Source organism: Sneathiella marina (genome assembly GCF_023746535.1).
GTDB classification, from domain to species: Bacteria; Pseudomonadota; Alphaproteobacteria; order Sneathiellales; family Sneathiellaceae; genus Sneathiella; species Sneathiella marina.
Genome location: NZ_CP098747.1, coordinates 1,504,682 through 1,529,556 on the forward strand (window position 1 = coordinate 1,504,682; position 24,875 = coordinate 1,529,556).

A 24,875-nucleotide genomic window follows, 5' to 3' on the forward strand; every position below is an offset into this window, starting at 1 on the left:
GAGCGGCAGATGACCCTTGATACCTGGAACAAAATTGTTATTGGGATCGCGACGCCGGTAATTGGTTTGGTGATTTCCGGCCTGACAATCTGGAATGGCATCAATACAAGTAGTAACAGCGCCCAATTGAAAGCGATTGAAGCAGAACTGGCAGCCAGTAAATTCGGCTTCGAGCAAATTAAGATAGTTTACGAGAAAACAACCAACTATCTGTCTGACTCCAATCAATCTGATGCCCATGGACGTGTTCTCATTGCCTTGATACGGAGTATTCCGGAGACCACAACACGGGCGGAGCTTCTTGCCGTGTTATCAGAGCAATCTGAAAGTGACTATGTCGCGGCGCAAGCGGCGTCCACCCGCCAAACCGTCATAGATTCCGGGATCGAGCAGGGAACATTGCCGGAGAATTATAAACAGATTTCCGAGATGTCGCGGGGAGCGCCGATATCCAGCAAGACCTTCAGCGCAACCTGGCAGGAGGCCACCGGCACGCCTTATGATGTGATCGCAGCCCTGCCATCGACAAAGGTCATTGGCGACCCCCTGGCGTCGGCGACCTCCAAGAGATATACGGTGACCACATTGGCTGGGTACGGCTTTCTGGATTCCGATGGCACGGAATGGCGAATACCGAAAGATGTGACCTTTAACGGTAACGCCGTCAACAGGCTTGCCTGGAACACACTCGGCCCACCGCTCGCCAACGATTACACCTTCCCGTTGATGCTGTATAAATATCAGGTTGTGAATAATATCGGCAACATTGGGCAGCGCCGGAAAATGCTGTTCGAAGCTTTATTGAAGTCCGATGTAAATCCTGCGAAAACCGAACTTATACTGCAATATATAAATGCTGAATTTCTGTTCACCGACGACATCCCCGCCTTCAGCGGGAATAACTAGTCGATAAGGGCCTGTGGAAATTGGTCGGGGCGAGAGGATTCGAACCTCCGACCCCATCGTTCCGAACAATGTGCGCTACCAGGCTGCGCTACGCCCCGACCGGTGGCAGGTCTGCCAATAGACGCGTTTTATACGCCCAAACTTGCGCTCTTCGCAAGGGAGAAATGGGGTGTGACCGTCGTTTAATAGGCGCGCTCGATGGAAAAATCCACCGCATCCTGAAGGGCGGTTTTGATGCCGCTGTCGGGGAAAATTCCCAGGGCATCCTTGGCCATGGCGCCATAATGCCGGGCCCGCTCTATTGTATCTTCCAGTGCCGTATGTTTTTGGATGATCTCAAGCGCCGTTTCAAGGTCGCCGTCCTGCTGGTCGCCGCCTTCGACAACTTTTTTCCAAAAGGCGCGTTCCTCTTCATTGCCACGCCGGAAAGCGAGAAGCAGGGGTAGGGTGACTTTTCCTTCGCGGAAGTCATCGCCAATGGCTTTACCCAAAGACTGCTGCTCGGCAGAATAATCCAGTGCGTCATCGACCAGCTGAAAGGCGATACCAAGGTTACGCCCGTAACTTGCGAGCGCGTCAGCTTCGGCTTTCGGGCGATCGGCGACGACGGCGCCAACCTGGCAGGCCGCTGCAAACAGCGCCGCGGTTTTTGACGCAATGACCTGCAGGTAACTGTCTTCGGTGGTGTTGGTGTCCCCGATATTCATCAGCTGCATTACTTCGCCTTCGGCGATCACGGGCCGATGCATTGGACAGAATGGCGAGAACCTCAAGCGAGCCGTCTTCAACCATCAGCTGGAAGGACCGGCTGAACAGGAAATCACCGACAAGAACACTGGCCTGGTTGCCCCACAAAACATTGGCCGTTTCATTCCCACGGCGCAAATCGCTTTCATCCACCACATCATCATGCAGGAGGGTTGCCGTATGTATAAACTCGACACAAGCTGCAAGCTTCTTGGCCCGATCCCCTTCATATCCGCACAGGTTGGCGGCACCCAGTGTCAGCACAGGGCGCAATCTCTTGCCGCCTGCCGCAATCAGGTGCTTGGCCAATGTCGGGATCAACTCAACCTCACTATGCATGCGGTTGAGGATAATCTGGTTGGTTTCTTCCAGATCCGCCTGCACCAGATCCATCAAGGGCTGCAAAGATGCTTTGCCTTGCTGATTTTTGCGCTCTTCTATATTGACAATAACCGCCACGTTCGCCTCGTTCCACTAGACATGCTTAGGACTTTGATTTGGGGTGAGCATAGCTTAAGATCAAGCCCGGTCAAGTAACAGCCAGCGGCAAGCGTCAATTTATGTCTGCCCGGATCAATGAGGAGGAGCACAGGCCCTGTGGAAGAGTTAATACGGAGCAATGATCCCGTGCTGATTTCCTATATTCTCGCAATATTGGCGGATGAGGAAATCGAGGCTGTGGTGCTTGATGAGCATACCTCCATTCTGGAAGGCAGTATTGGCGCAATCCAGAAACGGGTGATGGTTCTGTCAGAGAATATAACGCAGGCGAAGCGGGTTCTGAAAGACCTGGACCTGGCGGATGAAATTAGCGAAAAATGACCGGATTGCAGATAACAATTGACGGCTTTTTGGGTAATAAATTAAAGATAAAACAACCCCATAACGGCTTTCGCGCAGGATCTGACGCTGTTTTACTGGCCTCGGCGGTGGAGACGACCGGCGCGATTTCTGTTCTTGATGTGGGCTGCGGTGTCGGCACGGCGGGACTGTGCCTTCTGCACCGATTGCCCGAAGCTACCTTATGGGGGCTTGAGGTGCAGCCGGATCTTGCGGAACTGGGCCGGGAAAATGCAGCGCTGAACGACTTGTCTGCCCGAACGCATATATTGCGGGCTGATATGGCGGATCGGACTGTTTTTCGAAAGATACAGGGGCCGGACAACAAGCCCTTTCTCGAAGCAGGTTTTGATCACGTCATTACAAATCCCCCTTTCTATGAAAAGGGCCGGGCTCAATCGGCGCAAAGCACGACGAAGACGCTCGCTCATATTGAAAGCAACGTGGATCTTGCCGCCTGGTTGCAATTTTGTGTGGCCCGGGTGAGATCGAAAGGTAAGGTAACCGTCATTCACCGGACGGATCGACTGGCGGAGATTCTATCGGTATTGTCCGGGCAATGTGGCAGTCTGCGCGTGATACCGCTCTGGCCGGATGCGGAGAGTTCCGCGAAACGGGTGATTGTCCAGGCTCTCAAGGGGGGGAAGGGCCCTCTGGAGCTCAAAAACGGTCTGATCCTTCACGATGGGGACGGGTTACCTACCCATCCGGCTGAGTTGATTTTGCGTCACGGGCCTCTCTTAATCATGCGACGAGTCGAAAATACTTGTAGATACAGATCAAATCCTTACTTTAACGCTCATGAAAATATCTGAATTAATAGCCAAGACGCCGCTGAAACGGTTTGTCGACAAATCGCCCGTTGTGGCCGTCCTTCCCCTTTATGGCGTGATTGCGTCGGGCGGGAGCAAGCTGCGCGGGAAAACCTTAATCTGTCTGGCATGGCGGAGAAAATTGAAAATGCTTTCGCGACAAAAAACCTGAGTGCTGTTGCGTTGCCGATAAATTCGCCCGGTGGCTCACCTGTGCAATCCTCCTTGATTTTTGATCGCATTTCCGTCAACTGGCCGATGAAAAAGAGATTCCGGTTTATGCCTTTGCCGAAGATGTCATGGCGTCCGGCGGATATTGGCTCGGGCTTTGTGCCGATGAAATTTATGTCAACCAGAATTCAGTGGTTGGATCGATTGGTGTCGTCTCTGCCGGCTTCGGGTTTACGGCGTTTGCTGGAAAAGGTGGGTGTGAACGGCGGGCCTATTCAGCCGGCGAAAACAAGATGAAGCTGGACCCGTTCAGCCCCGAAAAAGAAGAAGATGTTGTCTGGCTTAAAAAATCCAAACGGAAATCCATGAAAGTTTTAAAGATCTTGTCAAAACCGGCGCGGTGATCGATTGAAAAAACGCAAAGACAAAGAGCTGTTTTCAGGCGGGACGTCTGGACAGGTCCGAAAGCGGTCGAGCTGGGGCTGGTCGATGGTATTGCCGATATTCGATCCTTTATGCGCGAGAAATATGGCGAGAAAGTCAAGTTCAAACGATTTGAAGGCCGCAGGGGTTCCTGCAGCGAAAATTGGGCCTTGGTGCCTCCGTTGGTGAAGACGCGGTGGAGACATTATTGCCGCCATAAAAAATCAGGCGGCCTGGGCTCGGTTCGGATTATGATTCGCGCCTGTTTACAAAGGATAGGTCACTAGATGTTCTCACCGACTAAAATCATTTTATCGTGGTGGCCATCGCGCTGGTTTATTTCGGCCATAAATTCTATCGCTCTACCATTGCGCCGACCTGCAAAAGAATAAAAAGAACGCGGAATTCAAAGGCCGCTCGTCGGACAAAATGCTCGATCTGGAGGAATGCCCGGACTGTGGCTCCTTCGTTGCGGACCTGTCAGAACATAGGTGCAAAAGCGGAAATAATCCCCGGTTTCGATGCCGGTTGACCGCAGCCAGCCTGACCCTTATGTTGCGGCGCACATATCAACAATCAGTCTATGGTCAGTATTATGGCGAATAATGTGGCGTCTTCGCCGTCAACTTCTTTTCAGGACCTGATCCTGACATTACAACATTTCTGGTCTGAAAAGGGATGCGTCATTCTGCAACCCTATGATTTGGAAGTGGGCGCCGGAACTTTTCATCCTGCAACAACCTTACGATCCCTGGGACCCGAGCCCTGGAATGCAGCCTATGTTCAGCCGTCCCGCCGTCCAACCGATGGACGCTATGGGGAAAACCCGAACCGCGGTCAGCATTATTATCAGTTTCAGGTTCTGCTGAAGCCGTCCCCGGACAATATCCTGAGTTCGTGAATGTTGCCTTGGGAAAAAGGGAATGTAGGTAGGAGTTTCGTGTGACAAAATAGAAATTGGATTTGCTGCGCTCCAGATAGTATAATTAGTATATTGTAATATAAAGGGAAATGATCGGAAAAGGAGCGGCAGATGACCCTTGATACCTGGAACAAAATTGTTATTGGGATCGCGACGCCGGTAATTGGTTTGGTGATTTCCGGCCTGACAATCTGGAATGGCATCAATACAAGTAGTAACAGCGCCCAATTGAAAGCGATTGAAGCAGAACTGGCAGCCAGTAAATTCGGCTTCGAGCAAATTAAGATAGTTTACGAGAAAACAACCAACTATCTGTCTGACTCCAATCAATCTGATGCCCATGGACGTGTTCTCATTGCCTTGATACGGAGTATTCCGGAGACCACAACACGGGCGGAGCTTCTTGCCGTGTTATCAGAGCAATCTGAAAGTGACTATGTCGCGGCGCAAGCGGCGTCCACCCGCCAAACCGTCATAGATTCCGGGATCGAGCAGGGAACATTGCCGGAGAATTATAAACAGATTTCCGAGATGTCGCGGGGAGCGCCGATATCCAGCAAGACCTTCAGCGCAACCTGGCAGGAGGCCACCGGCACGCCTTATGATGTGATCGCAGCCCTGCCATCGACAAAGGTCATTGGCGACCCCCTGGCGTCGGCGACCTCCAAGAGATATACGGTGACCACATTGGCTGGGTACGGCTTTCTGGATTCCGATGGCACGGAATGGCGAATACCGAAAGATGTGACCTTTAACGGTAACGCCGTCAACAGGCTTGCCTGGAACACACTCGGCCCACCGCTCGCCAACGATTACACCTTCCCGTTGATGCTGTATAAATATCAGGTTGTGAATAATATCGGCAACATTGGGCAGCGCCGGAAAATGCTGTTCGAAGCTTTATTGAAGTCCGATGTAAATCCTGCGAAAACCGAACTTATACTGCAATATATAAATGCTGAATTTCTGTTCACCGACGACATCCCCGCCTTCAGCGGGAATAACTAGTCGATAAGGGCCTGTGGAAATTGGTCGGGGCGAGAGGATTCGAACCTCCGACCCCATCGTTCCGAACAATGTGCGCTACCAGGCTGCGCTACGCCCCGACCGGTGGCAGGTCTGCCAATAGACGCGTTTTATACGCCCAAACTTGCGCTCTTCGCAAGGGAGAAATGGGGTGTGACCGTCGTTTAATAGGCGCGCTCGATGGAAAAATCCACCGCATCCTGAAGGGCGGTTTTGATGCCGCTGTCGGGGAAAATTCCCAGGGCATCCTTGGCCATGGCGCCATAATGCCGGGCCCGCTCTATTGTATCTTCCAGTGCCGTATGTTTTTGGATGATCTCAAGCGCCGTTTCAAGGTCGCCGTCCTGCTGGTCGCCGCCTTCGACAACTTTTTTCCAAAAGGCGCGTTCCTCTTCATTGCCACGCCGGAAAGCGAGAAGCAGGGGTAGGGTGACTTTTCCTTCGCGGAAGTCATCGCCAATGGCTTTACCCAAAGACTGCTGCTCGGCAGAATAATCCAGTGCGTCATCGACCAGCTGAAAGGCGATACCAAGGTTACGCCCGTAACTTGCGAGCGCGTCAGCTTCGGCTTTCGGGCGATCGGCGACGACGGCGCCAACCTGGCAGGCCGCTGCAAACAGCGCCGCGGTTTTTGACGCAATGACCTGCAGGTAACTGTCTTCGGTGGTGTTGGTGTCCCCGATATTCATCAGCTGCATTACTTCGCCTTCGGCGATCACGGCCGATGCATTGGACAGAATGGCGAGAACCTCAAGCGAGCCGTCTTCAACCATCAGCTGGAAGGACCGGCTGAACAGGAAATCACCGACAAGAACACTGGCCTGGTTGCCCCACAAAACATTGGCCGTTTCATTCCCACGGCGCAAATCGCTTTCATCCACCACATCATCATGCAGGAGGGTTGCCGTATGTATAAACTCGACACAAGCTGCAAGCTTCTTGGCCCGATCCCCTTCATATCCGCACAGGTTGGCGGCACCCAGTGTCAGCACAGGGCGCAATCTCTTGCCGCCTGCCGCAATCAGGTGCTTGGCCAATGTCGGGATCAACTCAACCTCACTATGCATGCGGTTGAGGATAATCTGGTTGGTTTCTTCCAGATCCGCCTGCACCAGATCCATCAAGGGCTGCAAAGATGCTTTGCCTTGCTGATTTTTGCGCTCTTCTATATTGACAATAACCGCCACGTTCGCCTCGTTCCACTAGACATGCTTAGGACTTTGATTTGGGGTGAGCATAGCTTAAGATCAAGCCCGGTCAAGTAACAGCCAGCGGCAAGCGTCAATTTATGTCTGCCCGGATCAATGAGGAGGAGCACAGGCCCTGTGGAAGAGTTAATACGGAGCAATGATCCCGTGCTGATTTCCTATATTCTCGCAATATTGGCGGATGAGGAAATCGAGGCTGTGGTGCTTGATGAGCATACCTCCATTCTGGAAGGCAGTATTGGCGCAATCCAGAAACGGGTGATGGTTCTGTCAGAGAATATAACGCAGGCGAAGCGGGTTCTGAAAGACCTGGACCTGGCGGATGAAATTAGCGAAAAATGACCGGATTGCAGATAACAATTGACGGCTTTTTGGGTAATAAATTAAAGATAAAACAACCCCATAACGGCTTTCGCGCAGGATCTGACGCTGTTTTACTGGCCTCGGCGGTGGAGACGACCGGCGCGATTTCTGTTCTTGATGTGGGCTGCGGTGTCGGCACGGCGGGACTGTGCCTTCTGCACCGATTGCCCGAAGCTACCTTATGGGGGCTTGAGGTGCAGCCGGATCTTGCGGAACTGGGCCGGGAAAATGCAGCGCTGAACGACTTGTCTGCCCGAACGCATATATTGCGGGCTGATATGGCGGATCGGACTGTTTTTCGAAAGATACAGGGGCCGGACAACAAGCCCTTTCTCGAAGCAGGTTTTGATCACGTCATTACAAATCCCCCTTTCTATGAAAAGGGCCGGGCTCAATCGGCGCAAAGCACGACGAAGACGCTCGCTCATATTGAAAGCAACGTGGATCTTGCCGCCTGGTTGCAATTTTGTGTGGCCCGGGTGAGATCGAAAGGTAAGGTAACCGTCATTCACCGGACGGATCGACTGGCGGAGATTCTATCGGTATTGTCCGGGCAATGTGGCAGTCTGCGCGTGATACCGCTCTGGCCGGATGCGGAGAGTTCCGCGAAACGGGTGATTGTCCAGGCTCTCAAGGGGGGGAAGGGCCCTCTGGAGCTCAAAAACGGTCTGATCCTTCACGATGGGGACGGGTTACCTACCCATCCGGCTGAGTTGATTTTGCGTCACGGGGCCTCTCTTAATCATGCGACGAGTCGAAAATACTTGTAGATACAGATCAAATCCTTACTTTAACGCTCATGAAAATATCTGAATTAATAGCCAAGACGCCGCTGAAACGGTTTGTCGACAAATCGCCCGTTGTGGCCGTCCTTCCCCTTTATGGCGTGATTGCGTCGGGCGGGAGCAAGCTGCGCGGGGAAAACCTTAATCTGTCTGGCATGGCGGAGAAAATTGAAAATGCTTTCGCGACAAAAAACCTGAGTGCTGTTGCGTTGCCGATAAATTCGCCCGGTGGCTCACCTGTGCAATCCTCCTTGATTTTTGATCGCATCCGTCAACTGGCCGATGAAAAAGAGATTCCGGTTTATGCCTTTGCCGAAGATGTCATGGCGTCCGGCGGATATTGGCTCGGGCTTTGTGCCGATGAAATTTATGTCAACCAGAATTCAGTGGTTGGATCGATTGGTGTCGTCTCTGCCGGCTTCGGGTTTACGGCGTTGCTGGAAAAGGTGGGTGTTGAACGGCGGGCCTATTCAGCCGGCGAAAACAAGATGAAGCTGGACCCGTTCAGCCCCGAAAAAGAAGAAGATGTTGTCTGGCTTAAAAAAATCCAAACGGAAATCCATGAAAGTTTTAAAGATCTTGTCAAAAACCGGCGCGGTGATCGATTGAAAAAACGCAAAGACAAAGAGCTGTTTTCAGGCGACGTCTGGACAGGTCCGAAAGCGGTCGAGCTGGGGCTGGTCGATGGTATTGCCGATATTCGATCCTTTATGCGCGAGAAATATGGCGAGAAAGTCAAGTTCAAACGATTTGAAGGCCGGCAGGGGTTCCTGCAGCGAAAATTGGGCCTTGGTGCCTCCGTTGGTGAAGACGCGGTGGAGACATTTATTGCCGCCATAAAAAATCAGGCGGCCTGGGCTCGGTTCGGATTATGATTCGCGCCTGTTTACAAAGGATAGGTCACTAGATGTTCTCACCGACTAAAATCATTTTTATCGTGGTGGCCATCGCGCTGGTTTATTTCGGCCATAAATTCTATCGCTCTACCATTGCGCCGAACCTGCAAAAGAATAAAAAGAACGCGGAATTCAAAGGCCGCTCGTCGGACAAAATGCTCGATCTGGAGGAATGCCCGGACTGTGGCTCCTTCGTTGCGGACCTGTCAGAACATAGGTGCAAAAGCGGAAAATAATCCCCGGTTTCGATGCCGGTTGACCGCAGCCAGCCTGACCCTTATGTTGCGGCGCACATATCAACAATCAGTCTATGGTCAGTATTATGGCGAATAATGTGGCGTCTTCGCCGTCAACTTCTTTTCAGGACCTGATCCTGACATTACAACATTTCTGGTCTGAAAAGGGATGCGTCATTCTGCAACCCTATGATTTGGAAGTGGGCGCCGGAACTTTTCATCCTGCAACAACCTTACGATCCCTGGGACCCGAGCCCTGGAATGCAGCCTATGTTCAGCCGTCCCGCCGTCCAACCGATGGACGCTATGGGGAAAACCCGAACCGCGGTCAGCATTATTATCAGTTTCAGGTTCTGCTGAAGCCGTCCCCGGACAATATCCAGCAACTCTACCTGGAAAGTATCTATGCGCTGGGGATCGATCCTAAATCTCATGATATCCGGTTCGTCGAAGATGATTGGGAAAGCCCGACCCTGGGTGCCTGGGGATTGGGCTGGGAAGTCTGGTGTGATGGCATGGAAGTCAGCCAATTTACCTTTTTCCAGCAAGTCGGCGGGTTTGAATGTAATCCGGTTTCCGGAGAGCTTACCTATGGATTGGAGCGTCTTGCCATGTATGTGCAGGGCGTTGATCGCATGTATGATCTTGCCTGGAACAACGACGGTGTGACCTATGGTGATGTGTTCTTGCAAAATGAGCAGGAATTTTCCGCTTATAATTTCGAGCATTCAAATGTCGACATCCTGTTGCAGCATTTTAAAGATGCCGAAGTTCAATGTCAGGAAATCCTGGACGCGGGTCTCGCCTTGCCAGCGTATGATCAATGCATGAAAGCCAGCCATGTGTTTAACCTCCTGGATGCGCGGGGGGTTATCAGCGTGACGGAGCGGGCCGCCTATATCGGCCGGGTGCGGGCGCTTGCCAAAGGCTGTGCGGCGCAATGGCTGCGGGGCCGTGGACATCTGACGGAGGACGTGTAAATGGCTGAATTGCTATTGGAGCTGTTCTCTGAGGAAATTCCGGCACGCATGCAGAATAAGGCGGCCGCGGATCTGGCAAAACTGGTGGGCGACGGCTTGTCGGCGGCGGGTCTTACTTTCGACAGTGCCACGGGATATGTAACCGCGCGCCGGTTGACAGTGGTTGTTGAGGGATTGCCAACCGCCCAACCGGATGTATCCGAAGAACGGCGCGGGCCCCGTGTGGGTGCGCCGGACAAGGCCGTGGACGGGTTTTTAAAATCCGCAAATCTGAACCGCGACCAGCTGGAAGAACGCGAGACCGAAAAGGGACATTTTTATTATGCCGTGATTGAGACCAAGGGGCGAAACACGATCGATGTTTTGCCGGATCTTCTCACCTCCGCCATTTCCGCGCTGCATTGGCCAAAGCCGATGAAATGGGGAAGTTACGAGGCGCGCTGGGTCCGTCCGCTGCATAATATCCTGTGTTTGTTTGACGGGGCTGCTGTGCCCTTCGCCTGGGAGCATATCACGGCAAATAACCAGACATTTGGCCATCGTTTTATGGCTCCGGAAGCCGTGGAAATTAAAGATTTTGCTGATTATCGGATAAAACTGAAGACTGCATTTGTGGTTCTGGACGCGGCGGAACGGCGCGCCATTATTGAACAGGATGCAACCCGGCTGGCGCGTGAGGAAGGCTTGACCCTTATTGACGATCCGGCCCTTATCAGTGAAGTGGCGGGATTGGTTGAATGGCCGGAAAGTCTCATCGGGTCAATTGACGCGCAGTTTATGGACGTCCCGCAAGAGGCGCTGATTTCCGCCATGCGCAGTCATCAGAAATATTTTTCGGTTCAGGACGACACAGGTAAAATGGCGCCGCGGTTTATTGTGGTCGCAAATTTGCGGGCTGAGGATGGCGGTGTGCAAATTGTTGCCGGGAACGAACGTGTCCTGAGTGCGCGGCTTGCCGATGCCAAGTTCTTCTGGGACCTGGATCGGAAGCACACCCTTGAAAGCCGGGTTGACCAGCTGGAGAATATTATCTTTCACGCGAAGCTTGGGACTGTCCGGCAAAAAGTTTCCCGGGTTGCGGACCTCTGTGCGGCTATTGCGCCGTTTGTGCCGGGCGCGGATCCGGTTCTCTGTGCCCGGGCGGCTTTGTTGGCGAAAGCCGATCTTTCGACGGAAATGGTCGGTGAGTTTGCGGATTTGCAAGGCCTCATGGGACGATATTATGCGGAACATGATGGAGAGGATGCGGCGGTTGCCAAGGCCATTGAAGAGCATTACTCGCCCCTGGGTCCGAAAGATAACTGTCCTTCTGACCCGACAAGTGTCGTTGTCGCTCTGGCCGATAAAATTGATACCCTTGTGGGTTTCTTTGCCATCGACGAGAAACCGACAGGCTCAAAGGATCCTTACGCGTTGCGCCGGGCGGCCTTAGGCGTGATCCGGCTGGTGCTCGAGAATAACCTTCGTTTGCCGCTGTTGGAAATCTTTAACCGGTCCAATGGCTTGCAAGATGTTTCTGACAGCCTGGATGCAAATGACCTGCTCGGGTTCTTTGCCGATCGCTTGAAAGTTCATTTGAAGGAACAGAATGTCCGCCACGATTATATCGCCGCGGTTTTTGCACGGGGCGGCATTAGTGATCTTGTCCGGCTGATGGCGCAAGTGGACGCTTTGTCGAGCTTTCTTGTCTCAGATGATGGCGCGAATTTATTGGTGGCGTACCGCCGCGCTGCCAATATCCTGCGGATAGAAGAGAAGAAAGATGGGCAGTCCTTTAATCAGGATATCGACAACAGCCTGCTTTCAGAAGAGGCGGAAATTACCTTGGCGGAGCGCCTTGACACGGTCAGCGGCTTGGTTTCCGGGTCGATCAATCATGATGAATTTGAAGCGGCTGGAATTGCGGCTGCAACGCTTCGAAAACCCGTAGACGATTTCTTCGAGAAAGTGACAGTCAATGCCGAGGATCCGGGTATTCGATCGAACCGGTTACGATTGCTTTCCGGCATTCGCAACCTTTTAGATAACTTGGCGGATCTGTCAAAAATTGAAGGCTAAAATTTACCTTTACCATTTAGATATGACGTATTCGAAACCTGAAAGTAGAGTTTGAAATGACAAAGTGGGTATATTCTTTTGGCGATGGCAAGGCAGACGGCACAGCGGAGATGCGGAACCTCCTAGGTGGCAAGGGCGCAAATCTGGCGGAAATGAGCAACCTCGGCTTGCCGGTACCCTCGGGTTTTACGCTGACGACTGATGTTTGTACGGCATATCTCGAGCAGAATGAAACCTATCCCGATACCCTGGACCAACAGGTCGGTGATGCCATTGCGCAAATCGAGCAATCGGTGGGGGGCGGTTTTGGTAATCCTGAGCAACCTCTACTGGTCTCCGTCCGGTCCGGTGCCCGGGCGTCAATGCCGGGCATGATGGATACGGTCCTGAATTTGGGCCTCAATGATGAAACTGTCGCCGGACTGGAAAAACAAAGCGGGGACAAGCGTTTTGCCTATGACAGTTACCGCCGGTTTATCCAGATGTATTCTGATGTGGTTCTCGGTGTAGATCATTATCACTTCGAAGAACTGCTGGAAATTCTGAAGGAGGAAAACGGGTATTTTCTCGATACCGATTTGCAGGCGGACGACTGGGAAGTGCTTGTCGGGCGCTACAAATCCAAAGTTGAGGAAGAACTCGGACGGCCGTTCCCGCAGAATGTGCAAGATCAGTTATGGGGCGCTATCGGCGCGGTGTTCGGCTCGTGGATGAACCAGCGGGCGATTACCTATCGCCGTTTGCATGAAATCCCGGCGAGCTGGGGAACAGCAGTGAATGTTCAGGCCATGGTTTTTGGCAATATGGGCGATGATAGCGCAACCGGAGTTGCGTTCACCCGCGATCCCTCAACGGGCGTGAAAATGTTTTACGGTGAATTTCTGGTCAACGCGCAAGGTGAGGACGTCGTTGCCGGTATCCGGACGCCGCAAAATCTGACAAAACAGTCCCGATTGGACGCCGGCGCCGATGCGCTTTCCATGGAAGAGATATTCCCCGAAGTCTATGGGCAGCTGGTGGATGTGTATAAGCGCCTTGAAGCTCACTATCGGGATATGCAGGATATCGAGTTTACGGTGCAGCAGGGGAAACTCTGGATGCTGCAAACCCGCTCGGGCAAGCGGACAGCGAAAGCCGCTCTAAAAATTGCCATAGATATGGTTGATGAGGGGCTTATCGATAAAGAAGAAGCCATTAAAAGAATTGATCCGGCCTCCCTTGATCAATTGCTGCATCCAACGTTGGACCCGACTGCGGAGCGCAACATTATTGCGCGCGGTCTACCGGCAAGTCCTGGCGCCGCCTCTGGCGAGATTGTCTTCGATAGTGATGAAGCCGAAAAACTCGCAAGCGATGGCAAATCGGTTATTTTGGTGCGGGTGGAGACGAGCCCCGAGGATATCCACGGTATGCATGCGGCGAAAGGTATCCTGACCAGCCGTGGCGGTATGACCAGTCACGCAGCTGTTGTCGCCCGCGGCATGGGCCGCGCCTGCGTATCGGGCGCCGGGGCGCTGAATATCGATTACAAAAACCAGACATTAAGCGTGCTGGGTGAAACCTATAAAAAGGGCGACATAATCACCATTGATGGTGGCTGTGGCGAGGTCATGCTGGGTTCCGTTGAAATGATCATGCCGGAATTATCTGGCGAGTTTGGGGAATTGATGTCCTGGGCCGATGAAATCAGGCGTATGAAAGTGCGAACCAACGCGGAAACACCACTGGATGTGAAAACGGCTCGGAAATTTGGGGCGGAAGGTGTCGGTCTCTGCCGGACCGAGCATATGTTTTTTGACGCCGATAGAATCATCGCAGTCCGCCAGATGATCTTGGCCGAAGATCTGGCGGATCGTCAGGAGGCCCTTGCCAAACTTCTCCCGGTACAGCGCGCAGATTTTGTTGAACTGTTCCGGATCATGGCTGGTCTTCCTGTGACAATTCGGCTTTTGGATCCGCCGTTGCATGAATTCCTGCCAAAAACAGATGCAGAAATTGATAGTTTGGCAGAAGCGCTTGGCGCGGATGCTGGCAAACTTCGCCACCGGGCACTGCAATTACATGAATTTAATCCCATGCTGGGGCATCGGGGGTGCCGGCTAGGGATTTCTTTCCCGGAAATCTACGAGATGCAGGCACGCGCCATACTTGAGGCTGCTGCAGAAATTTCGAAGGAGCTGGGTGAAACTGTCGTGCCGGAGATTATGATCCCCCTGGTGGCAACCAAGCGAGAGCTTGAAATCCTGAAACAGAAAATAGAAGCCGTGGCCGAGGCGGTAAAGGATGAAAGTGGTAAGTCTGTTGACTATCTGATTGGCACCATGATTGAACTGCCAAGAGCAGCTTTGCGCGCCGGAGATATTGCGGAAGAGGCTGAGTTTTTCTCTTTTGGCACCAATGACTTGACTCAGACAACTTATGGGATCAGCCGGGATGACAGCGGTTCCTTCCTGGAAGATTATGTGGAGCAGGGGATTTATGAAATTGATCCCTTCGTCTCACTGGATCACGAAGGCGTGGGCGAACTGGTGGAAATTGCGGTCAAGCGCGGCCGTGAGACGCGAGAGGATATCAAGCTTGGTATTTGCGGCGAACATGGCGGCGACCCCAATAGTATCGATTTTTGCGAGAGGATCGGTCTGGACTATGTATCCTGTTCACCTTACCGGGTTCCAATCGCCCGGCTGGCGGCCGCGCAAGCGGCTCTGGGGCTGCAGAGAGTCTCGGAAGCCTAAGATAAGAAAAAGCCCGGCGTTACCGGGCTTTTTTAACTACTCGATCACAATTCTGGGCCCTGTCTGGCCGAGATTTTCCTCGATCTTTTCTTGAACACGCTCGCCAAGTGCCTTGTAGATTTGAGCATGGGCGCTTTCAGGTTCTGTGACCGTAATAGGTGTTCCGGCATCCGACGTTTTCCGGATGTCCATATGCAAAGGAACCTCACCGAGGAAATCCACGCCAAGTTCCGCAGCCGTTTCGCGGGCACCGCCATGACCAAAAATATCAGAGCGTTCACCGCAGGAGGGGCAGAGGAAATAGCTCATATTTTCGACAATACCCATGACGGGAACATCAACTTTCTTGAACATATTCAATCCTTTGCGGGCATCAAGTAAGGCGATATCTTGCGGGGTAGAGATAATGACGGCACCGGTAAGGGGAACTTTTTGCGCCATCGTCAATTGTGCGTCTCCCGTTCCAGGTGGCATATCGACGACCAAAACGTCCAGCTCTCCCCAGGCAACGTCAAAAACCATTTGCTGAAGAGCGCTCATGATCATCGGGCCGCGCCAGATCATTGGTGTATCCTCTTCCACCAGAAACCCCATGGACATGACTTTCAAGCCCCATTTTTCCATGGGAATGAGCTTCTTGCCGTCTTTAGAATCGGGCTTTCCCGAGATGCCCAGCATTCGAGGAAGGGACGGGCCGTAAACGTCTGCATCAAGCATTCCGACGTTTAACCCCTGGGCCTGCAGACCAAGGGCAATATTTACGGCACAGGTTGATTTTCCGACGCCTCCTTTGCCTGACGCGACGGCAACAATTGCGGCAACACCGGGGACCTCAGGTTTTTGCGAAGGCTGCTGCTGTTGCGGCGGTGGTGCTTTTTGTGCTGGCGCCGCAGGCGCTTGCTCGGCGGTCATAACCGCACTGACGGAGGAAACACCATCTAGCGCAAAAACGGCGTCTTCACACTGCTTGCGGACGATTTCCATCTCGTTTGCATCGGCGGGGTTAATTTCCAAAGCGAATCCAATATTGCCCTCTTTGACAACCAAACCACTGATAATTCCCAGTTCTACAACGTTTTTGCCGGTTTTCGGCTCAATAATCTTCTCCAGACACCCGAGAATGACTTGCTCATTTATCACTGACATGCTTGACAACTCCGACTTGAACACAAAATGGATAGCGTAACGCTTAGAATTACTTATGTAGGTACGTTGCAGAAATGTGCAGGGTGTCATATAACGCGACTACGTAAAGTTAGCAAACGCGCAAATCAGCGCAGTAAAAAGGAGAGACGATCTCATGCCTTGGAGCAATCAGGGTGGTAATGACGGAGGCTGGCAAGGCGGCGGTGGAAATCGCGGACCTTGGGGGCAGGGACCAAGTGGTCAGCAACCCCCCAATCTGGAAGATATTATCAAAAAAGGTCAGGAACGGTTTAAAGATGTCATTCCCGGAGGCGGCGGCGGAAAAATCGGATTACTGATTGTTCTGCTCGTTGCCATCACGGCATGGCTGCTGAGCGGGTTCTATAAAGTCGAGACAACGGAACAAGGTGTGGTTTTACGCTTTGGCAAATGGATCAACACGACGCAACCCGGCCTGAACTATCATTATCCTTATCCGATCGAAACTGTATTGACACCACAAGTGACTAAAATCAACTCGGTTGAAGTTGGTTTTCGCGCGACGCGTAATGGCGGGACATCCCCGGTTGAAGCGGAAAGCCTGATGCTGACCGGCGATGAAAATATTGTGGATGTCGGATTTACGGTTCTTTGGAAAATAAAGGATGCCGGAAAATATCTGTTTAATGTGGACGATCCTGAGCAGACCATCAAGGCGGTTGCGGAAAGTGCCATGCGTGAAGTCATCGGCAGGACGGACCTGACGGCTGCAATTACAGAAGGACGTTTGCTGGTTGAAACGGAAGTCCGTAAGCGGTTGCAGGAAGTTCTGGATGAATATGGAACAGGTGTTGAAGTTGCCCAGGTACAACTGAAAAATGCGGAACCACCTAGCCAGGTTATCGCAGCATTTCGGGATGTGCAGGCAGCGGAAGCCGACAAGGAAAGAGCGCAAAATGAAGCGTTGGCCTATTCCAACGATATTATTCCCCGCGCCCGTGGTCAGGCGGAACGTGTTCGCCAGCAGGCCGAAGGTTATAAACAGCGTGTGATCGCTGAAGCAGAGGGTGAAGCCGCACGCTTTGTGTCCATTTACAACGAATATGTAAAAGCGCCATATGTGACACGCCAACGGATCTATCTTGAAAGCCTTCAGGAAGTCTTTACCGGCAAGAAGAAGATTATAATTGATGGCGGGAAGTCTGGTGCGTCAGGCGTTGTCCCCTACTTGCCACTGACGGAATTGCAAAAAGGAGTGACCAACAAATGAACAGAACATTCCTAACAGTTATTGCAATCTTACTGGTGGCCGGCGGCTTTGTTGCGGCAAGCTCAATGTTTACAGTTTACCAGTCTGAGCAAGCCATTGTTATGCAATTCGGTAAGCCCAAGAATGTGATTCAGGAGCCAGGCCTGCAGTTCAAAATTCCGTTTGTTCAAGACGTCGTCTATGTTGACAAGCGGGTTCTGTCGGTCAGTACAAAACGTGAAGAAGTTGTCACGTTGGACCAGAAGCGTTTGATGGTGGATAGTTTTGCGCGGTTCCGGATCGCCAATCCACTGCAATATTACCAGTCGTTCGGAAATATTCAAATTGCCTACCAGCGTTTGGAAACAATTCTGAACTCGCAGTTGCGTCAGAATCTCGGTCGCCAGATCCTGACGAATATAGTCTCTGGTGAACGGTCAAATTTGATGAACCAGATCAAGACACAGGTGAATGCAGAGGCGCAAGCTTCGGGCATTGAAGTTGTCGACGTGCGGATTGTTCGCGCTGACCTGCCACAGGAAAACAGTGAAAAAGTTTTCGATCGTATGCGGTCACAGCGTGAACAGGAAGCAAAGGAGATCCGGGCAAACGGTGCGGAGATTGCGCAAAGAATTAAAGCCAATGCCGATAAGGAACGGACAGTTTTGTTGGCGGAAGCGCAGCGTGATTCTGAAATCCTCAGAGGTACTGGCGATGGTGAAAAGAACCGTATCTTTGCGGATGCCTTCGGCAAAGATCCTGATTTCTTCTCCTTCTATCGGTCCATGCAGGCGTATCGGGAATCAATTTCTGATGATGATACATCCATGGTCCTGTCACCGGATTCTGAATTTTTCCGGTTCTTTGATCAGGAAAATGTGAATTCTGATAACGCAAATTAAAATTTGATGTTGCCAAGGCCCGCAAGTTATTGCGGGCCTTTTTTTTGGAGGTTCTGTGGTATCTGATTTTATCCTGGCAGGGGCGCTTATCTTGTTTATTGAAGGCGCTCTTTATGCGCTTTTTCCGGATGGCATGAAGAAAATGATGATTTCGGTTCTTGAAACGCCCAGTCATATTTTGCGCATATTTGGCCTTTTGGCAGCGATTGTAGGTGTTGTCATTGTTTGGTTTCTGCGCGGGTAAGGTACTTTGCGAAGCTTATTTTTCACAGTTTCGAGAGTTAGGCACTATTCTTTTGCTTATATATGTACATTGCACATTTTCGCCTTATTTGATTTCTAGGTAACAATCCAGAGTGCTTTCGCCAATTTAACCGGTTGGAAGCGAGTTGTGTCATCAGTTGTTCTTCTGCCCGCGGTATGGCTATATACTGAATGTCAATGGCAGGTGATGTTAATCGGAGGAAATAGAGTCTTGTATAATAGATATTCAGAGTTGCCAAATAAGGCAAAAGTCAGAGCGCGAAATCCGGAAAATCAGATCTCGCGAGAGAGAAGATACGGTTTCCTCGTCCTCTCGGCTGTAACAATCTTCGTTTTCACAGTCGGTCTTGCGTTAAATGCAAAGGCACGTGGCGCTCCGGAAAGTTTTGCTGATCTTGTGGAGCAATTGTCGCCTGCCGTGGTCAATATCTCGACGACCCAAACTGTTAAATCCGGTGGCGGTGGCGGTGGCCCTCAATTACCTGAAGGGCATCCGTTTGAAGATTTCTTCAAGGATTTCGGGCCAAAGGGTAAGGATGGGGAACGAAGTCGCAAGGCAACGTCTCTTGGGTCCGGTTTTGTTATAGATGCAAAAGCAGGTTACGTCATTACGAACAATCATGTGATTGATGGTGCGGATGAGATCACGGTTGTTTTCACAGACGGTGAAAAGCTTCCCGCAACCTTGGTCGGGACCGATCCCAAAACGGACATCGCTGTCTTGAAAATAGACCCAAATGGTCATGAACTTGTTGGCGTGAATTGGGGAGATAGTGAAAAATCCCGCGTTGGTGACTGGGTGCTTGCCATCGGTAATCCATACGGATTAGGCGGAACAGTGACAGCGGGCATTATTTCCGCGGATAACCGTGATATCCGGTCTGGTCCATATGATGACTATATCCAGACGGATGCGTCGATCAATAAAGGTAACTCTGGTGGTCCTTTATTCAATATGGACGGTGAGGTTATTGGCATTAATACTGCAATCTTCTCGCAATCGGGCGGCAGTATCGGAATTGGTTTTTCAATTCCCTCGCAACTGGCGGAGCCTGTAGTCAAGCAATTGATCGAATTTGGTAAAACACGACGTGGATGGCTAGGCGTTGTCATTCAACCGGTTACCGAAGAATTTGCCGAGAGTCTCGATCTGGAGAATACGGACGGCGTATTGGTCGCTGGTGTTCCTGAAGAAGGTCCAGCCTTTAAAGCAGGCATTAAAGCCGGTGACGTAATCTTGGAATTCAACGGCGAAGCAGTTACTGAGCCACGGGAGCTTTCCCGTTTGGTGGCGGATACGAAGGTCGGATCGAAAGTAACCGTCGACTTATGGCGCAATGGTGAGAAAAAAGAAGTATCCGTTGTTCTTGGTGAGCTGGAAAAAGCCGAGACCGAAATGGCTGCTGTATCACCAGCTGAAATTGGCGATGGAAAATCCGTTGAAAAGCTCGGTATGGAGCTGGCGACTGTCAATGATGCCCTTCGAAAAAAGTTTGGCCTGGGTGCTGATGCCGAAGGTGTTGTCATTACAAAAGTCGATCAAGATTCTGAAGCTGCGAAGAAAGATATTCGCCCAGGCGATATCCTCTTGGAAGTTCAGCTGGAGCCTGTTTCAACGACAGATCAGGTAAAAGCCCAGCTTAAAGCAATTGCCGATACGGATAAGAAGTCTGTCTTGATGTTGCTCAAACGAGGTCAAAATTCACGCTTCGTGGCTTTGAGCCTGGATAAAGACAAGGGATAAATTGCTTCCCGAGAGTTTTAGGGCGCCTATCCGCTGGATATGGCGCCCTTTCTTATGCCTGAATGAAATCGGTCGAGCTATAACCTTGAAAATACAGGAGCGTGGTTAAGTCACCATGCTGGATTTGGGCATCAGCCGCTGCGGCTGCTTTTGGCTTCGCGTGATAGGAAACACCGAGGCCTGCCGCCTGTATCATCGGGATATCATTTGCACCGTCACCCACAGCCATCGTGAGGGCCTGATCAATCGATTTTTCTTTCATGAGCCGCTGTAAAGTGTCGAGTTTGGCTTGCGAATTCAATATGGGTTCCGCCGCAATTCCTGACAGGGCGCCATTTTCAAATTGTAGCTCATTACTTAAATCCATGTGAAAGCCCAATGCTTTTCGTACGCGGCTGGTAAAGAAAGAGAACCCACCGGAGACAAGCGCTGTATATACACCATTTGCCGTTAGGGTCTTGAGAAGGGTTTTTGCTCCCGGCATCAAAGTGACCCGTTCCGTATATACTTGCTCCAATACAGTCTCTCGAAGCCCTTTAAGCATGGCAACACGGGCTCGGAAGGCATCGTTAAAATCCAATTCTCCGTGCATTGCTTTTTCAGTAATCTCGGAAACTTCGGCTTTTAATCCGACAAAATCTGCAATCTCGTCGATGCATTCTACGGTGATAATCGTACTGTCCATATCTGCAAGGAATAACTGTTTGCGGCGCCCGTCAGCCGGCTGAAAGCAATAGTCAACCTGCTGAAGCAAAGCATCTGTCGCCAGATTGGATTTTATATCTTGAAAGTCTCGCGCCTTAATTGTTATGTCACAGGCAACGTCATCCTTTAGCCATCTGATGTCTAGTAGCTCGCAGTCAAATGCGCCGAGCGTCGCTGTCATTTCGTCAGCAAGATTGCGCATTGGGACGGGCGCTGTATGATCAGCGACTAAAGTTAATACTGAATTATTGGCCATCATTACGACAGATCGTCTCCATATGAATAGTAATGCTACCCCCATCGTCCGGCAGGAAGGATGCCTTCTTTTAGCAGGGCCAACAGCAAGCGGCAAATCCGCATTGGCAGTTGCGATCGCACAAGAGTTCGATGGTGTCATAATTAACGCAGACAGCATGCAGGTCTATGATGGGCTACATGTTTTAACAGCCCGACCCAGCCCGGAAGAAGAGGCCGCCGCACCCCATCGCCTCTATGGTATTTTGGCCCCCGAAGACTATTGCACAGCAGCTCGTTGGCGAGATATGGCCTTGGCAGAAATTGAGTCTATCCGACAGGCAGGTAAAGTGCCGATCGTTGTTGGAGGTACTGGTCTATATTTTGACATTCTGACAAAAGGCATCGCGGAAATACCAAAAATTTCCGAGGATCTTCGGATGCGACTTCGTGAGAGGCAGCAGTCGGAAGGCAATGCGGTTATCCATACTTTACTGCGTGAAAAAGATCCTGTTATGGCCGACAAGCTTAATGTCGGTGATACGCAACGCCTGCTTCGCGCATTGGAGGTTGTTGAAGAGACAGGTATTCCTCTCAGTGATTGGCATCGAAAAGCACCCAATGGGTTGATTTTGGAAGGGCCAAGATTATGGCTCGCCCTCGCGCCTGAACGACAATGGCTATATGACCGATGTGATCGGCGTCTGGATTGGATGATAGAGTCCGGCGGTGCAATTGAGGAGGTAAAGAGACTAAAGGATCGTCAACTGGATTTCACTCTGCCTGCTATGAAAGCATTGGGTGTTCCGGAGCTAATACAGTATTTAGATGGAGAAATAGAGCTGGAAGCCGCAGTAAACCGCGTGAAAATGCTCACGAGACGCTACGCGAAGCGTCAAATGACGTGGGTTCGGAATAAGATGTGCGAAGCAAATTTGTCATCCACGCAAGATTTGGAAAGTTTAAAGGATGAATTCTTTCCATTTATTCGCCGTTTTTTGTTGACCTGAGGGATTTGACGAGCTAGGTTCCGCAAATTGGCGGCCCTTGTGTAACCATGAGGTAAGCTATGAATCGCCCGGGAATTCCTCGGGCGCATTTTTTTCATGCTCTATCAGTTAGAGCAAAGCAGACAGATTAGGAAAAGCCGATGGCTAACCAGAAAATGACCGGAGCGGAAATCGTAATTAAGGCCTTGGCAGACCAAGGCGTGGAAGTGATTTTTGGGTACCCTGGTGGCGCTGTCCTTCCTCTTTACGACGAGCTTTTTAAGCAAAACAGCATTCGTCATATTCTGGTGCGCCAGGAAGGTGGTGCCGTTCATGCGGCGGAAGGGTATGCGCGTTCAACCGGCAAGCCGGGAGTCGTCCTCGTTACCTCTGGTCCAGGTGCAACGAATGCAGTTACAGGTCTTGCCGATGCCTTGATGGATAGTATTCCAATTATCTGTCTGACGGGGCAGGTCGCGACACATATGATCGGAAATGATGCTTTCCAGGAAGCGGATACGGTTGGCATTACGCGGCCGGTTACCAAGCATAATTATCTGGTAAAAGATGCTAACGACATGGCGCGGACAATTCATGAAGCCTTCTATGTTGCCACCAATGGCCGCCCGGGACCAATCGTCGTCGATTTACCCAAGGATGTTCAGCTTTCGGAAGGAACCTACCAACCGCCTGGAATGATCAAGCATAAAAGCTATAAACCAGTCGTCAAAGGTGACCTGAAGGCAATCAAGGCGGCGGTCAAATTAATAGCGGGTGCGAAAAAGCCGGTTTTCTATTCCGGCGGTGGCGTTATCAACTCAGGCCCGAAAGCTGCGAAATTACTAACACAATTTGTTCGCATGACCGGGTATCCGATTACCAATACATTGATGGGACTTGGTGGATATCCGGCGTCAGACAAGCAGTTCCTGGGCATGCTGGGTATGCACGGAACATATGAAGCAAATCATGCCATGCATGATTGTGATGTGATGGTCTGTATTGGTGCGCGGTTTGACGACCGGATTACGGGCCGGCTGGATGCATTTTCTCCGCATTCAAAGAAGATTCACGTGGATATTGATCCCTCTTCAATCAACAAGAATATTTCAGTTGATATTCCGATCGTTGGTGACGTTGGCCATGTGCTCGAGGATATGATCAAAATCTGGAAGTCTGAAGTGCGCAAGCCGGATGCAGGTGCGCTCAAAAAATGGTGGGCTGAGATTGATGGATGGCGATCAGTGGATTGTCTGAAGTTCGAGCAAAAGGGTAAAGCGATTAAGCCTCAATATGCGTTGTCACGTCTCAATGAGCTGACAAAGGGGAAGGATCGGTTCTTTACCACCGAAGTTGGACAGCATCAGATGTGGGCCGCTCAATACCTGGAATTTGATGAGCCAAACCGCTGGATGACATCTGGTGGATTGGGGACAATGGGGTATGGGCTTCCTGCTGCCATGGGGGTGCAAATTGGGCATCCCGACGCCTTGGTGGTCGATGTGGCGGGGGAAGCTTCGACGATGATGAACATCCAGGAAATGTCGACGATCCTTCAATATCGCTTGCCGGTAAAAATATTCATTCTGAATAATGAGTATATGGGTATGGTGCGTCAGTGGCAGGAACTTTTGCATGGTGGGCGTTATTCGGAAAGCTATATGGAAAGTCTCCCTGATTTCGTAAAATTGGCAGAAGCTTTTGGTTCAACAGGATTACGCTGTACGGACCCGGCAAAAGTCGATGACTGCATCAAGGAAATGATGGCGATCGATGGCCCGGTCTTGGTTGATATGGTCGTTGATAAAGAAGAAAATGTCTTTCCAATGGTTCCCTCCGGCGCGTCCCATAACGAGATGCTGCTCGGCAGTGAACAGGACAACGAAGGACCAAAGGTAACGTCCGACGGATTATCACTGGTTTAGGCTAAAACCGCTACACGCGAAAAGCTATGGATTTAAGCAAAGCGCTGGGTTAAAAGAAACCCGCGTTTGCAGAAGGAATGCTATGTAATGGGTCACGATACAGAAATTTTTCGTCATACTATTTCCGTTCTTGTTGATAATGAGTTCGGTGTATTGGCTCGCGTGGTCGGATTATTCTCCGGGCGCGGATATAATATTGAAAGCCTGACGGTTGCGAAAGTGGATGATCAGGACAATCTATCGCGTATTACAATAGTAACGTCCGGTACATTGATGGTGATTGAGCAGATCAAGGCGCAGTTGAACCGGCTGGTTCCCGTGCATAAAATATCTGACCTGACCGTTGAGGGACCAAGCGTCGAACGCGAAATGGCTTTGGTCAAAGTCATTTGTAATGGCGAAAAACGTGTTGAAGCGCTGCGAATGGCCGATATTTTCAGGGCAAGGGCGATTGATACGACGGAAACATCGTTTATTTTCGAGGTGACCGGGGTCCGGGACAAGGTCAAAGCCTTTATCGCCTTGATGGAACCGCTGGGAAGCGCCGAAGTTTGTCGGACGGGTGTCGTCGCTATCCGAAGAGGTACAGAAACCATCTGAGAAGGTGGAACAAGTAAACATTATTAAGAT

General features: G+C 51.1%; 22 protein-coding genes, 2 tRNA genes and 2 pseudogenes. 20 read left to right on the forward strand and 6 right to left on the reverse strand.

What is annotated here, in order from left to right:
- The first annotated feature begins 9 nt into the window (after positions 1-9).
- Positions 10-906 carry a hypothetical protein gene (locus tag NBZ79_RS07215; protein WP_251936881.1) on the forward strand — a complete coding sequence of 299 codons (897 nt, stop codon included), beginning with the start codon at positions 10-12 and terminating at the stop codon, positions 904-906.
- A 21-nt stretch (positions 907-927) separates the two neighbouring features.
- Here NBZ79_RS07215 and NBZ79_RS07220 read toward each other — a convergent pair.
- Positions 928-1,004 (reverse strand) — tRNA-Pro (locus NBZ79_RS07220).
- A gap of 84 nt (positions 1,005-1,088) precedes the next feature.
- Positions 1,089-2,112: pseudogene (locus NBZ79_RS19670) on the reverse strand (polyprenyl synthetase family protein).
- A gap of 138 nt (positions 2,113-2,250) precedes the next feature.
- Between NBZ79_RS19670 and NBZ79_RS07235 the strand changes: the two are divergent.
- The 5 genes and pseudogenes from NBZ79_RS07235 to NBZ79_RS07255 all read left to right on the forward strand — a co-directional run bounded on the left by NBZ79_RS07235 (position 2,251) and on the right by NBZ79_RS07255 (position 5,829).
- Complete coding sequence (locus NBZ79_RS07235; protein WP_251936886.1) at positions 2,251-2,475, forward strand: putative signal transducing protein; 225 nt, start codon at positions 2,251-2,253, stop codon at positions 2,473-2,475.
- On the forward strand, positions 2,472-3,308 hold the full coding sequence (locus tag NBZ79_RS07240) for a tRNA1(Val) (adenine(37)-N6)-methyltransferase (RefSeq protein ID WP_251936889.1): 837 nt from the start codon (positions 2,472-2,474) through the stop codon (positions 3,306-3,308). The genes NBZ79_RS07235 and NBZ79_RS07240 overlap by 4 nt, the downstream gene beginning before the upstream one ends.
- A gap of 296 nt (positions 3,309-3,604) precedes the next feature.
- Positions 3,605-3,880, forward strand: a complete 276-nt coding sequence (locus NBZ79_RS07245) for a S49 family peptidase (RefSeq protein ID WP_251936892.1) — start codon at positions 3,605-3,607, stop codon at positions 3,878-3,880.
- Positions 3,881-4,494: 614 nt separating this feature from the next.
- A pseudogene (locus tag NBZ79_RS07250) lies at positions 4,495-4,788 on the forward strand (glycine--tRNA ligase subunit alpha); the annotation flags it as partial.
- A 144-nt stretch (positions 4,789-4,932) separates the two neighbouring features.
- The gene (locus tag NBZ79_RS07255; protein ID WP_251936881.1) at positions 4,933-5,829 is read left to right on the forward strand and encodes a hypothetical protein; all 897 of its coding nucleotides are present in this window, start codon (positions 4,933-4,935) and stop codon (positions 5,827-5,829) included.
- Between the two features lie 21 nt (positions 5,830-5,850).
- On the opposite strand, the gene NBZ79_RS07260 is transcribed toward NBZ79_RS07255, so the two are convergent.
- Together NBZ79_RS07260 and NBZ79_RS07265 are read right to left on the reverse strand one after the other, a co-directional pair.
- Positions 5,851-5,927: transfer RNA gene (locus tag NBZ79_RS07260), tRNA-Pro, on the reverse strand.
- Between the two features lie 84 nt (positions 5,928-6,011).
- Positions 6,012-7,034 (reverse strand): polyprenyl synthetase family protein, encoded by a 1,023-nt coding sequence (locus NBZ79_RS07265; RefSeq protein ID WP_251936895.1) that lies wholly within the window; start codon positions 7,032-7,034, stop codon positions 6,012-6,014.
- 138 nt (positions 7,035-7,172) lie between these two features.
- Here NBZ79_RS07265 and NBZ79_RS07270 point away from each other — a divergent pair, with 138 nt between their 5' ends.
- The 7 genes from NBZ79_RS07270 (at position 7,173) to ppdK (ending at position 15,108) form a co-directional block, all read left to right on the forward strand.
- Positions 7,173-7,397 carry a putative signal transducing protein gene (locus tag NBZ79_RS07270; RefSeq protein ID WP_251936886.1) on the forward strand — a complete coding sequence of 75 codons (225 nt, stop codon included), beginning with the start codon at positions 7,173-7,175 and terminating at the stop codon, positions 7,395-7,397.
- A complete protein-coding gene (locus NBZ79_RS07275) occupies positions 7,394-8,188 on the forward strand; it encodes a tRNA1(Val) (adenine(37)-N6)-methyltransferase (protein WP_251936897.1) in 795 nt (264 codons plus the stop codon). The genes NBZ79_RS07270 and NBZ79_RS07275 overlap by 4 nt, the downstream gene beginning before the upstream one ends.
- A 29-nt stretch (positions 8,189-8,217) precedes the next feature.
- Complete coding sequence (locus NBZ79_RS07280; RefSeq protein WP_251936899.1) at positions 8,218-9,078, forward strand: S49 family peptidase; 861 nt, start codon at positions 8,218-8,220, stop codon at positions 9,076-9,078.
- A 32-nt stretch (positions 9,079-9,110) separates the two neighbouring features.
- On the forward strand, positions 9,111-9,335 hold the full coding sequence (locus NBZ79_RS07285) for a hypothetical protein (protein WP_251936900.1): 225 nt from the start codon (positions 9,111-9,113) through the stop codon (positions 9,333-9,335).
- Positions 9,336-9,421: 86 nt separating this feature from the next.
- Positions 9,422-10,315: a glycine--tRNA ligase subunit alpha gene (locus NBZ79_RS07290; RefSeq protein ID WP_251936902.1), complete on the forward strand. Its 894-nt coding sequence runs from the start codon at positions 9,422-9,424 to the stop codon at positions 10,313-10,315.
- Positions 10,316-12,373, forward strand: a complete 2,058-nt coding sequence (gene glyS / locus NBZ79_RS07295; protein WP_251936904.1) for a glycine--tRNA ligase subunit beta — start codon at positions 10,316-10,318, stop codon at positions 12,371-12,373. It abuts the gene before it with no gap.
- A gap of 56 nt (positions 12,374-12,429) precedes the next feature.
- Positions 12,430-15,108: a pyruvate, phosphate dikinase gene (gene ppdK, locus NBZ79_RS07300; RefSeq protein WP_251936906.1), complete on the forward strand. Its 2,679-nt coding sequence runs from the start codon at positions 12,430-12,432 to the stop codon at positions 15,106-15,108.
- 36 nt (positions 15,109-15,144) lie between these two features.
- Here the strand turns inward: ppdK and apbC are convergent, their stop codons facing one another.
- Complete coding sequence (apbC, locus tag NBZ79_RS07305) at positions 15,145-16,254, reverse strand: iron-sulfur cluster carrier protein ApbC (protein ID WP_251936908.1); 1,110 nt, start codon at positions 16,252-16,254, stop codon at positions 15,145-15,147.
- Positions 16,255-16,408: 154 nt separating this feature from the next.
- Here apbC and hflK point away from each other — a divergent pair, with 154 nt between their 5' ends.
- The 4 genes from hflK to NBZ79_RS07325 all read left to right on the forward strand — a co-directional run bounded on the left by hflK (position 16,409) and on the right by NBZ79_RS07325 (position 20,392).
- Complete coding sequence (gene hflK / locus NBZ79_RS07310) at positions 16,409-17,503, forward strand: FtsH protease activity modulator HflK (protein ID WP_251936911.1); 1,095 nt, start codon at positions 16,409-16,411, stop codon at positions 17,501-17,503.
- The gene (gene hflC / locus NBZ79_RS07315) at positions 17,500-18,384 is read left to right on the forward strand and encodes a protease modulator HflC (RefSeq protein ID WP_251936914.1); all 885 of its coding nucleotides are present in this window, start codon (positions 17,500-17,502) and stop codon (positions 18,382-18,384) included. The genes hflK and hflC overlap by 4 nt, the downstream gene beginning before the upstream one ends.
- A 55-nt stretch (positions 18,385-18,439) precedes the next feature.
- Positions 18,440-18,628, forward strand: coding sequence for a DUF2065 domain-containing protein (locus NBZ79_RS07320; protein ID WP_251936917.1), 189 nt, complete (start codon positions 18,440-18,442; stop codon positions 18,626-18,628).
- Positions 18,629-18,859: 231 nt separating this feature from the next.
- Positions 18,860-20,392, forward strand: coding sequence for a DegQ family serine endoprotease (locus tag NBZ79_RS07325; protein WP_251936920.1), 1,533 nt, complete (start codon positions 18,860-18,862; stop codon positions 20,390-20,392).
- A 52-nt stretch (positions 20,393-20,444) separates the two neighbouring features.
- On the opposite strand, the gene serB is transcribed toward NBZ79_RS07325, so the two are convergent.
- The gene (gene serB, locus NBZ79_RS07330) at positions 20,445-21,356 is read right to left on the reverse strand and encodes a phosphoserine phosphatase SerB (RefSeq protein ID WP_251936923.1); all 912 of its coding nucleotides are present in this window, start codon (positions 21,354-21,356) and stop codon (positions 20,445-20,447) included.
- A gap of 19 nt (positions 21,357-21,375) precedes the next feature.
- Between serB and miaA the strand changes: the two genes are divergently transcribed.
- From miaA to ilvN, 3 genes are all read left to right on the forward strand, one after another.
- The gene (gene miaA / locus NBZ79_RS07335) at positions 21,376-22,341 is read left to right on the forward strand and encodes a tRNA (adenosine(37)-N6)-dimethylallyltransferase MiaA (RefSeq protein ID WP_251936926.1); all 966 of its coding nucleotides are present in this window, start codon (positions 21,376-21,378) and stop codon (positions 22,339-22,341) included.
- A 140-nt stretch (positions 22,342-22,481) separates the two neighbouring features.
- Positions 22,482-24,245: an acetolactate synthase 3 large subunit gene (locus NBZ79_RS07340; RefSeq protein ID WP_251936928.1), complete on the forward strand. Its 1,764-nt coding sequence runs from the start codon at positions 22,482-22,484 to the stop codon at positions 24,243-24,245.
- Between the two features lie 87 nt (positions 24,246-24,332).
- Positions 24,333-24,845: an acetolactate synthase small subunit gene (gene ilvN / locus NBZ79_RS07345; protein WP_251936931.1), complete on the forward strand. Its 513-nt coding sequence runs from the start codon at positions 24,333-24,335 to the stop codon at positions 24,843-24,845.
- The last annotated feature ends 30 nt before the right edge of the window (positions 24,846-24,875 follow it).

Bases quoted from the DNA above. Each gene is read 5' to 3' on its own strand.
- NBZ79_RS07215 (WP_251936881.1), top strand. From the start codon at position 10: ATGACCCTTGATACCTGGAACAAAATTGTTATTGGGATCGCGACGCCG.
- NBZ79_RS07240 (WP_251936889.1), top strand. From the start codon at position 2,472: ATGACCGGATTGCAGATAACAATTGACGGCTTTTTGGGTAATAAATTA.
- NBZ79_RS07245 (WP_251936892.1), top strand. From the start codon at position 3,605: ATGGCGTCCGGCGGATATTGGCTCGGGCTTTGTGCCGATGAAATTTAT.
- NBZ79_RS07255 (WP_251936881.1), top strand. From the start codon at position 4,933: ATGACCCTTGATACCTGGAACAAAATTGTTATTGGGATCGCGACGCCG.
- NBZ79_RS07275 (WP_251936897.1), top strand. From the start codon at position 7,394: ATGACCGGATTGCAGATAACAATTGACGGCTTTTTGGGTAATAAATTA.
- NBZ79_RS07280 (WP_251936899.1), top strand. From the start codon at position 8,218: ATGAAAATATCTGAATTAATAGCCAAGACGCCGCTGAAACGGTTTGTC.
- NBZ79_RS07285 (WP_251936900.1), top strand. From the start codon at position 9,111: ATGTTCTCACCGACTAAAATCATTTTTATCGTGGTGGCCATCGCGCTG.
- NBZ79_RS07290 (WP_251936902.1), top strand. From the start codon at position 9,422: ATGGCGAATAATGTGGCGTCTTCGCCGTCAACTTCTTTTCAGGACCTG.
- glyS (WP_251936904.1), top strand. From the start codon at position 10,316: ATGGCTGAATTGCTATTGGAGCTGTTCTCTGAGGAAATTCCGGCACGC.
- ppdK (WP_251936906.1), top strand. From the start codon at position 12,430: ATGACAAAGTGGGTATATTCTTTTGGCGATGGCAAGGCAGACGGCACA.
- apbC (WP_251936908.1), bottom strand. From the start codon at position 16,254: ATGTCAGTGATAAATGAGCAAGTCATTCTCGGGTGTCTGGAGAAGATT.
- hflK (WP_251936911.1), top strand. From the start codon at position 16,409: ATGCCTTGGAGCAATCAGGGTGGTAATGACGGAGGCTGGCAAGGCGGC.
- hflC (WP_251936914.1), top strand. From the start codon at position 17,500: ATGAACAGAACATTCCTAACAGTTATTGCAATCTTACTGGTGGCCGGC.
- serB (WP_251936923.1), bottom strand. From the start codon at position 21,356: ATGATGGCCAATAATTCAGTATTAACTTTAGTCGCTGATCATACAGCG.
- miaA (WP_251936926.1), top strand. From the start codon at position 21,376: ATGAATAGTAATGCTACCCCCATCGTCCGGCAGGAAGGATGCCTTCTT.
- NBZ79_RS07340 (WP_251936928.1), top strand. From the start codon at position 22,482: ATGGCTAACCAGAAAATGACCGGAGCGGAAATCGTAATTAAGGCCTTG.
- ilvN (WP_251936931.1), top strand. From the start codon at position 24,333: ATGGGTCACGATACAGAAATTTTTCGTCATACTATTTCCGTTCTTGTT.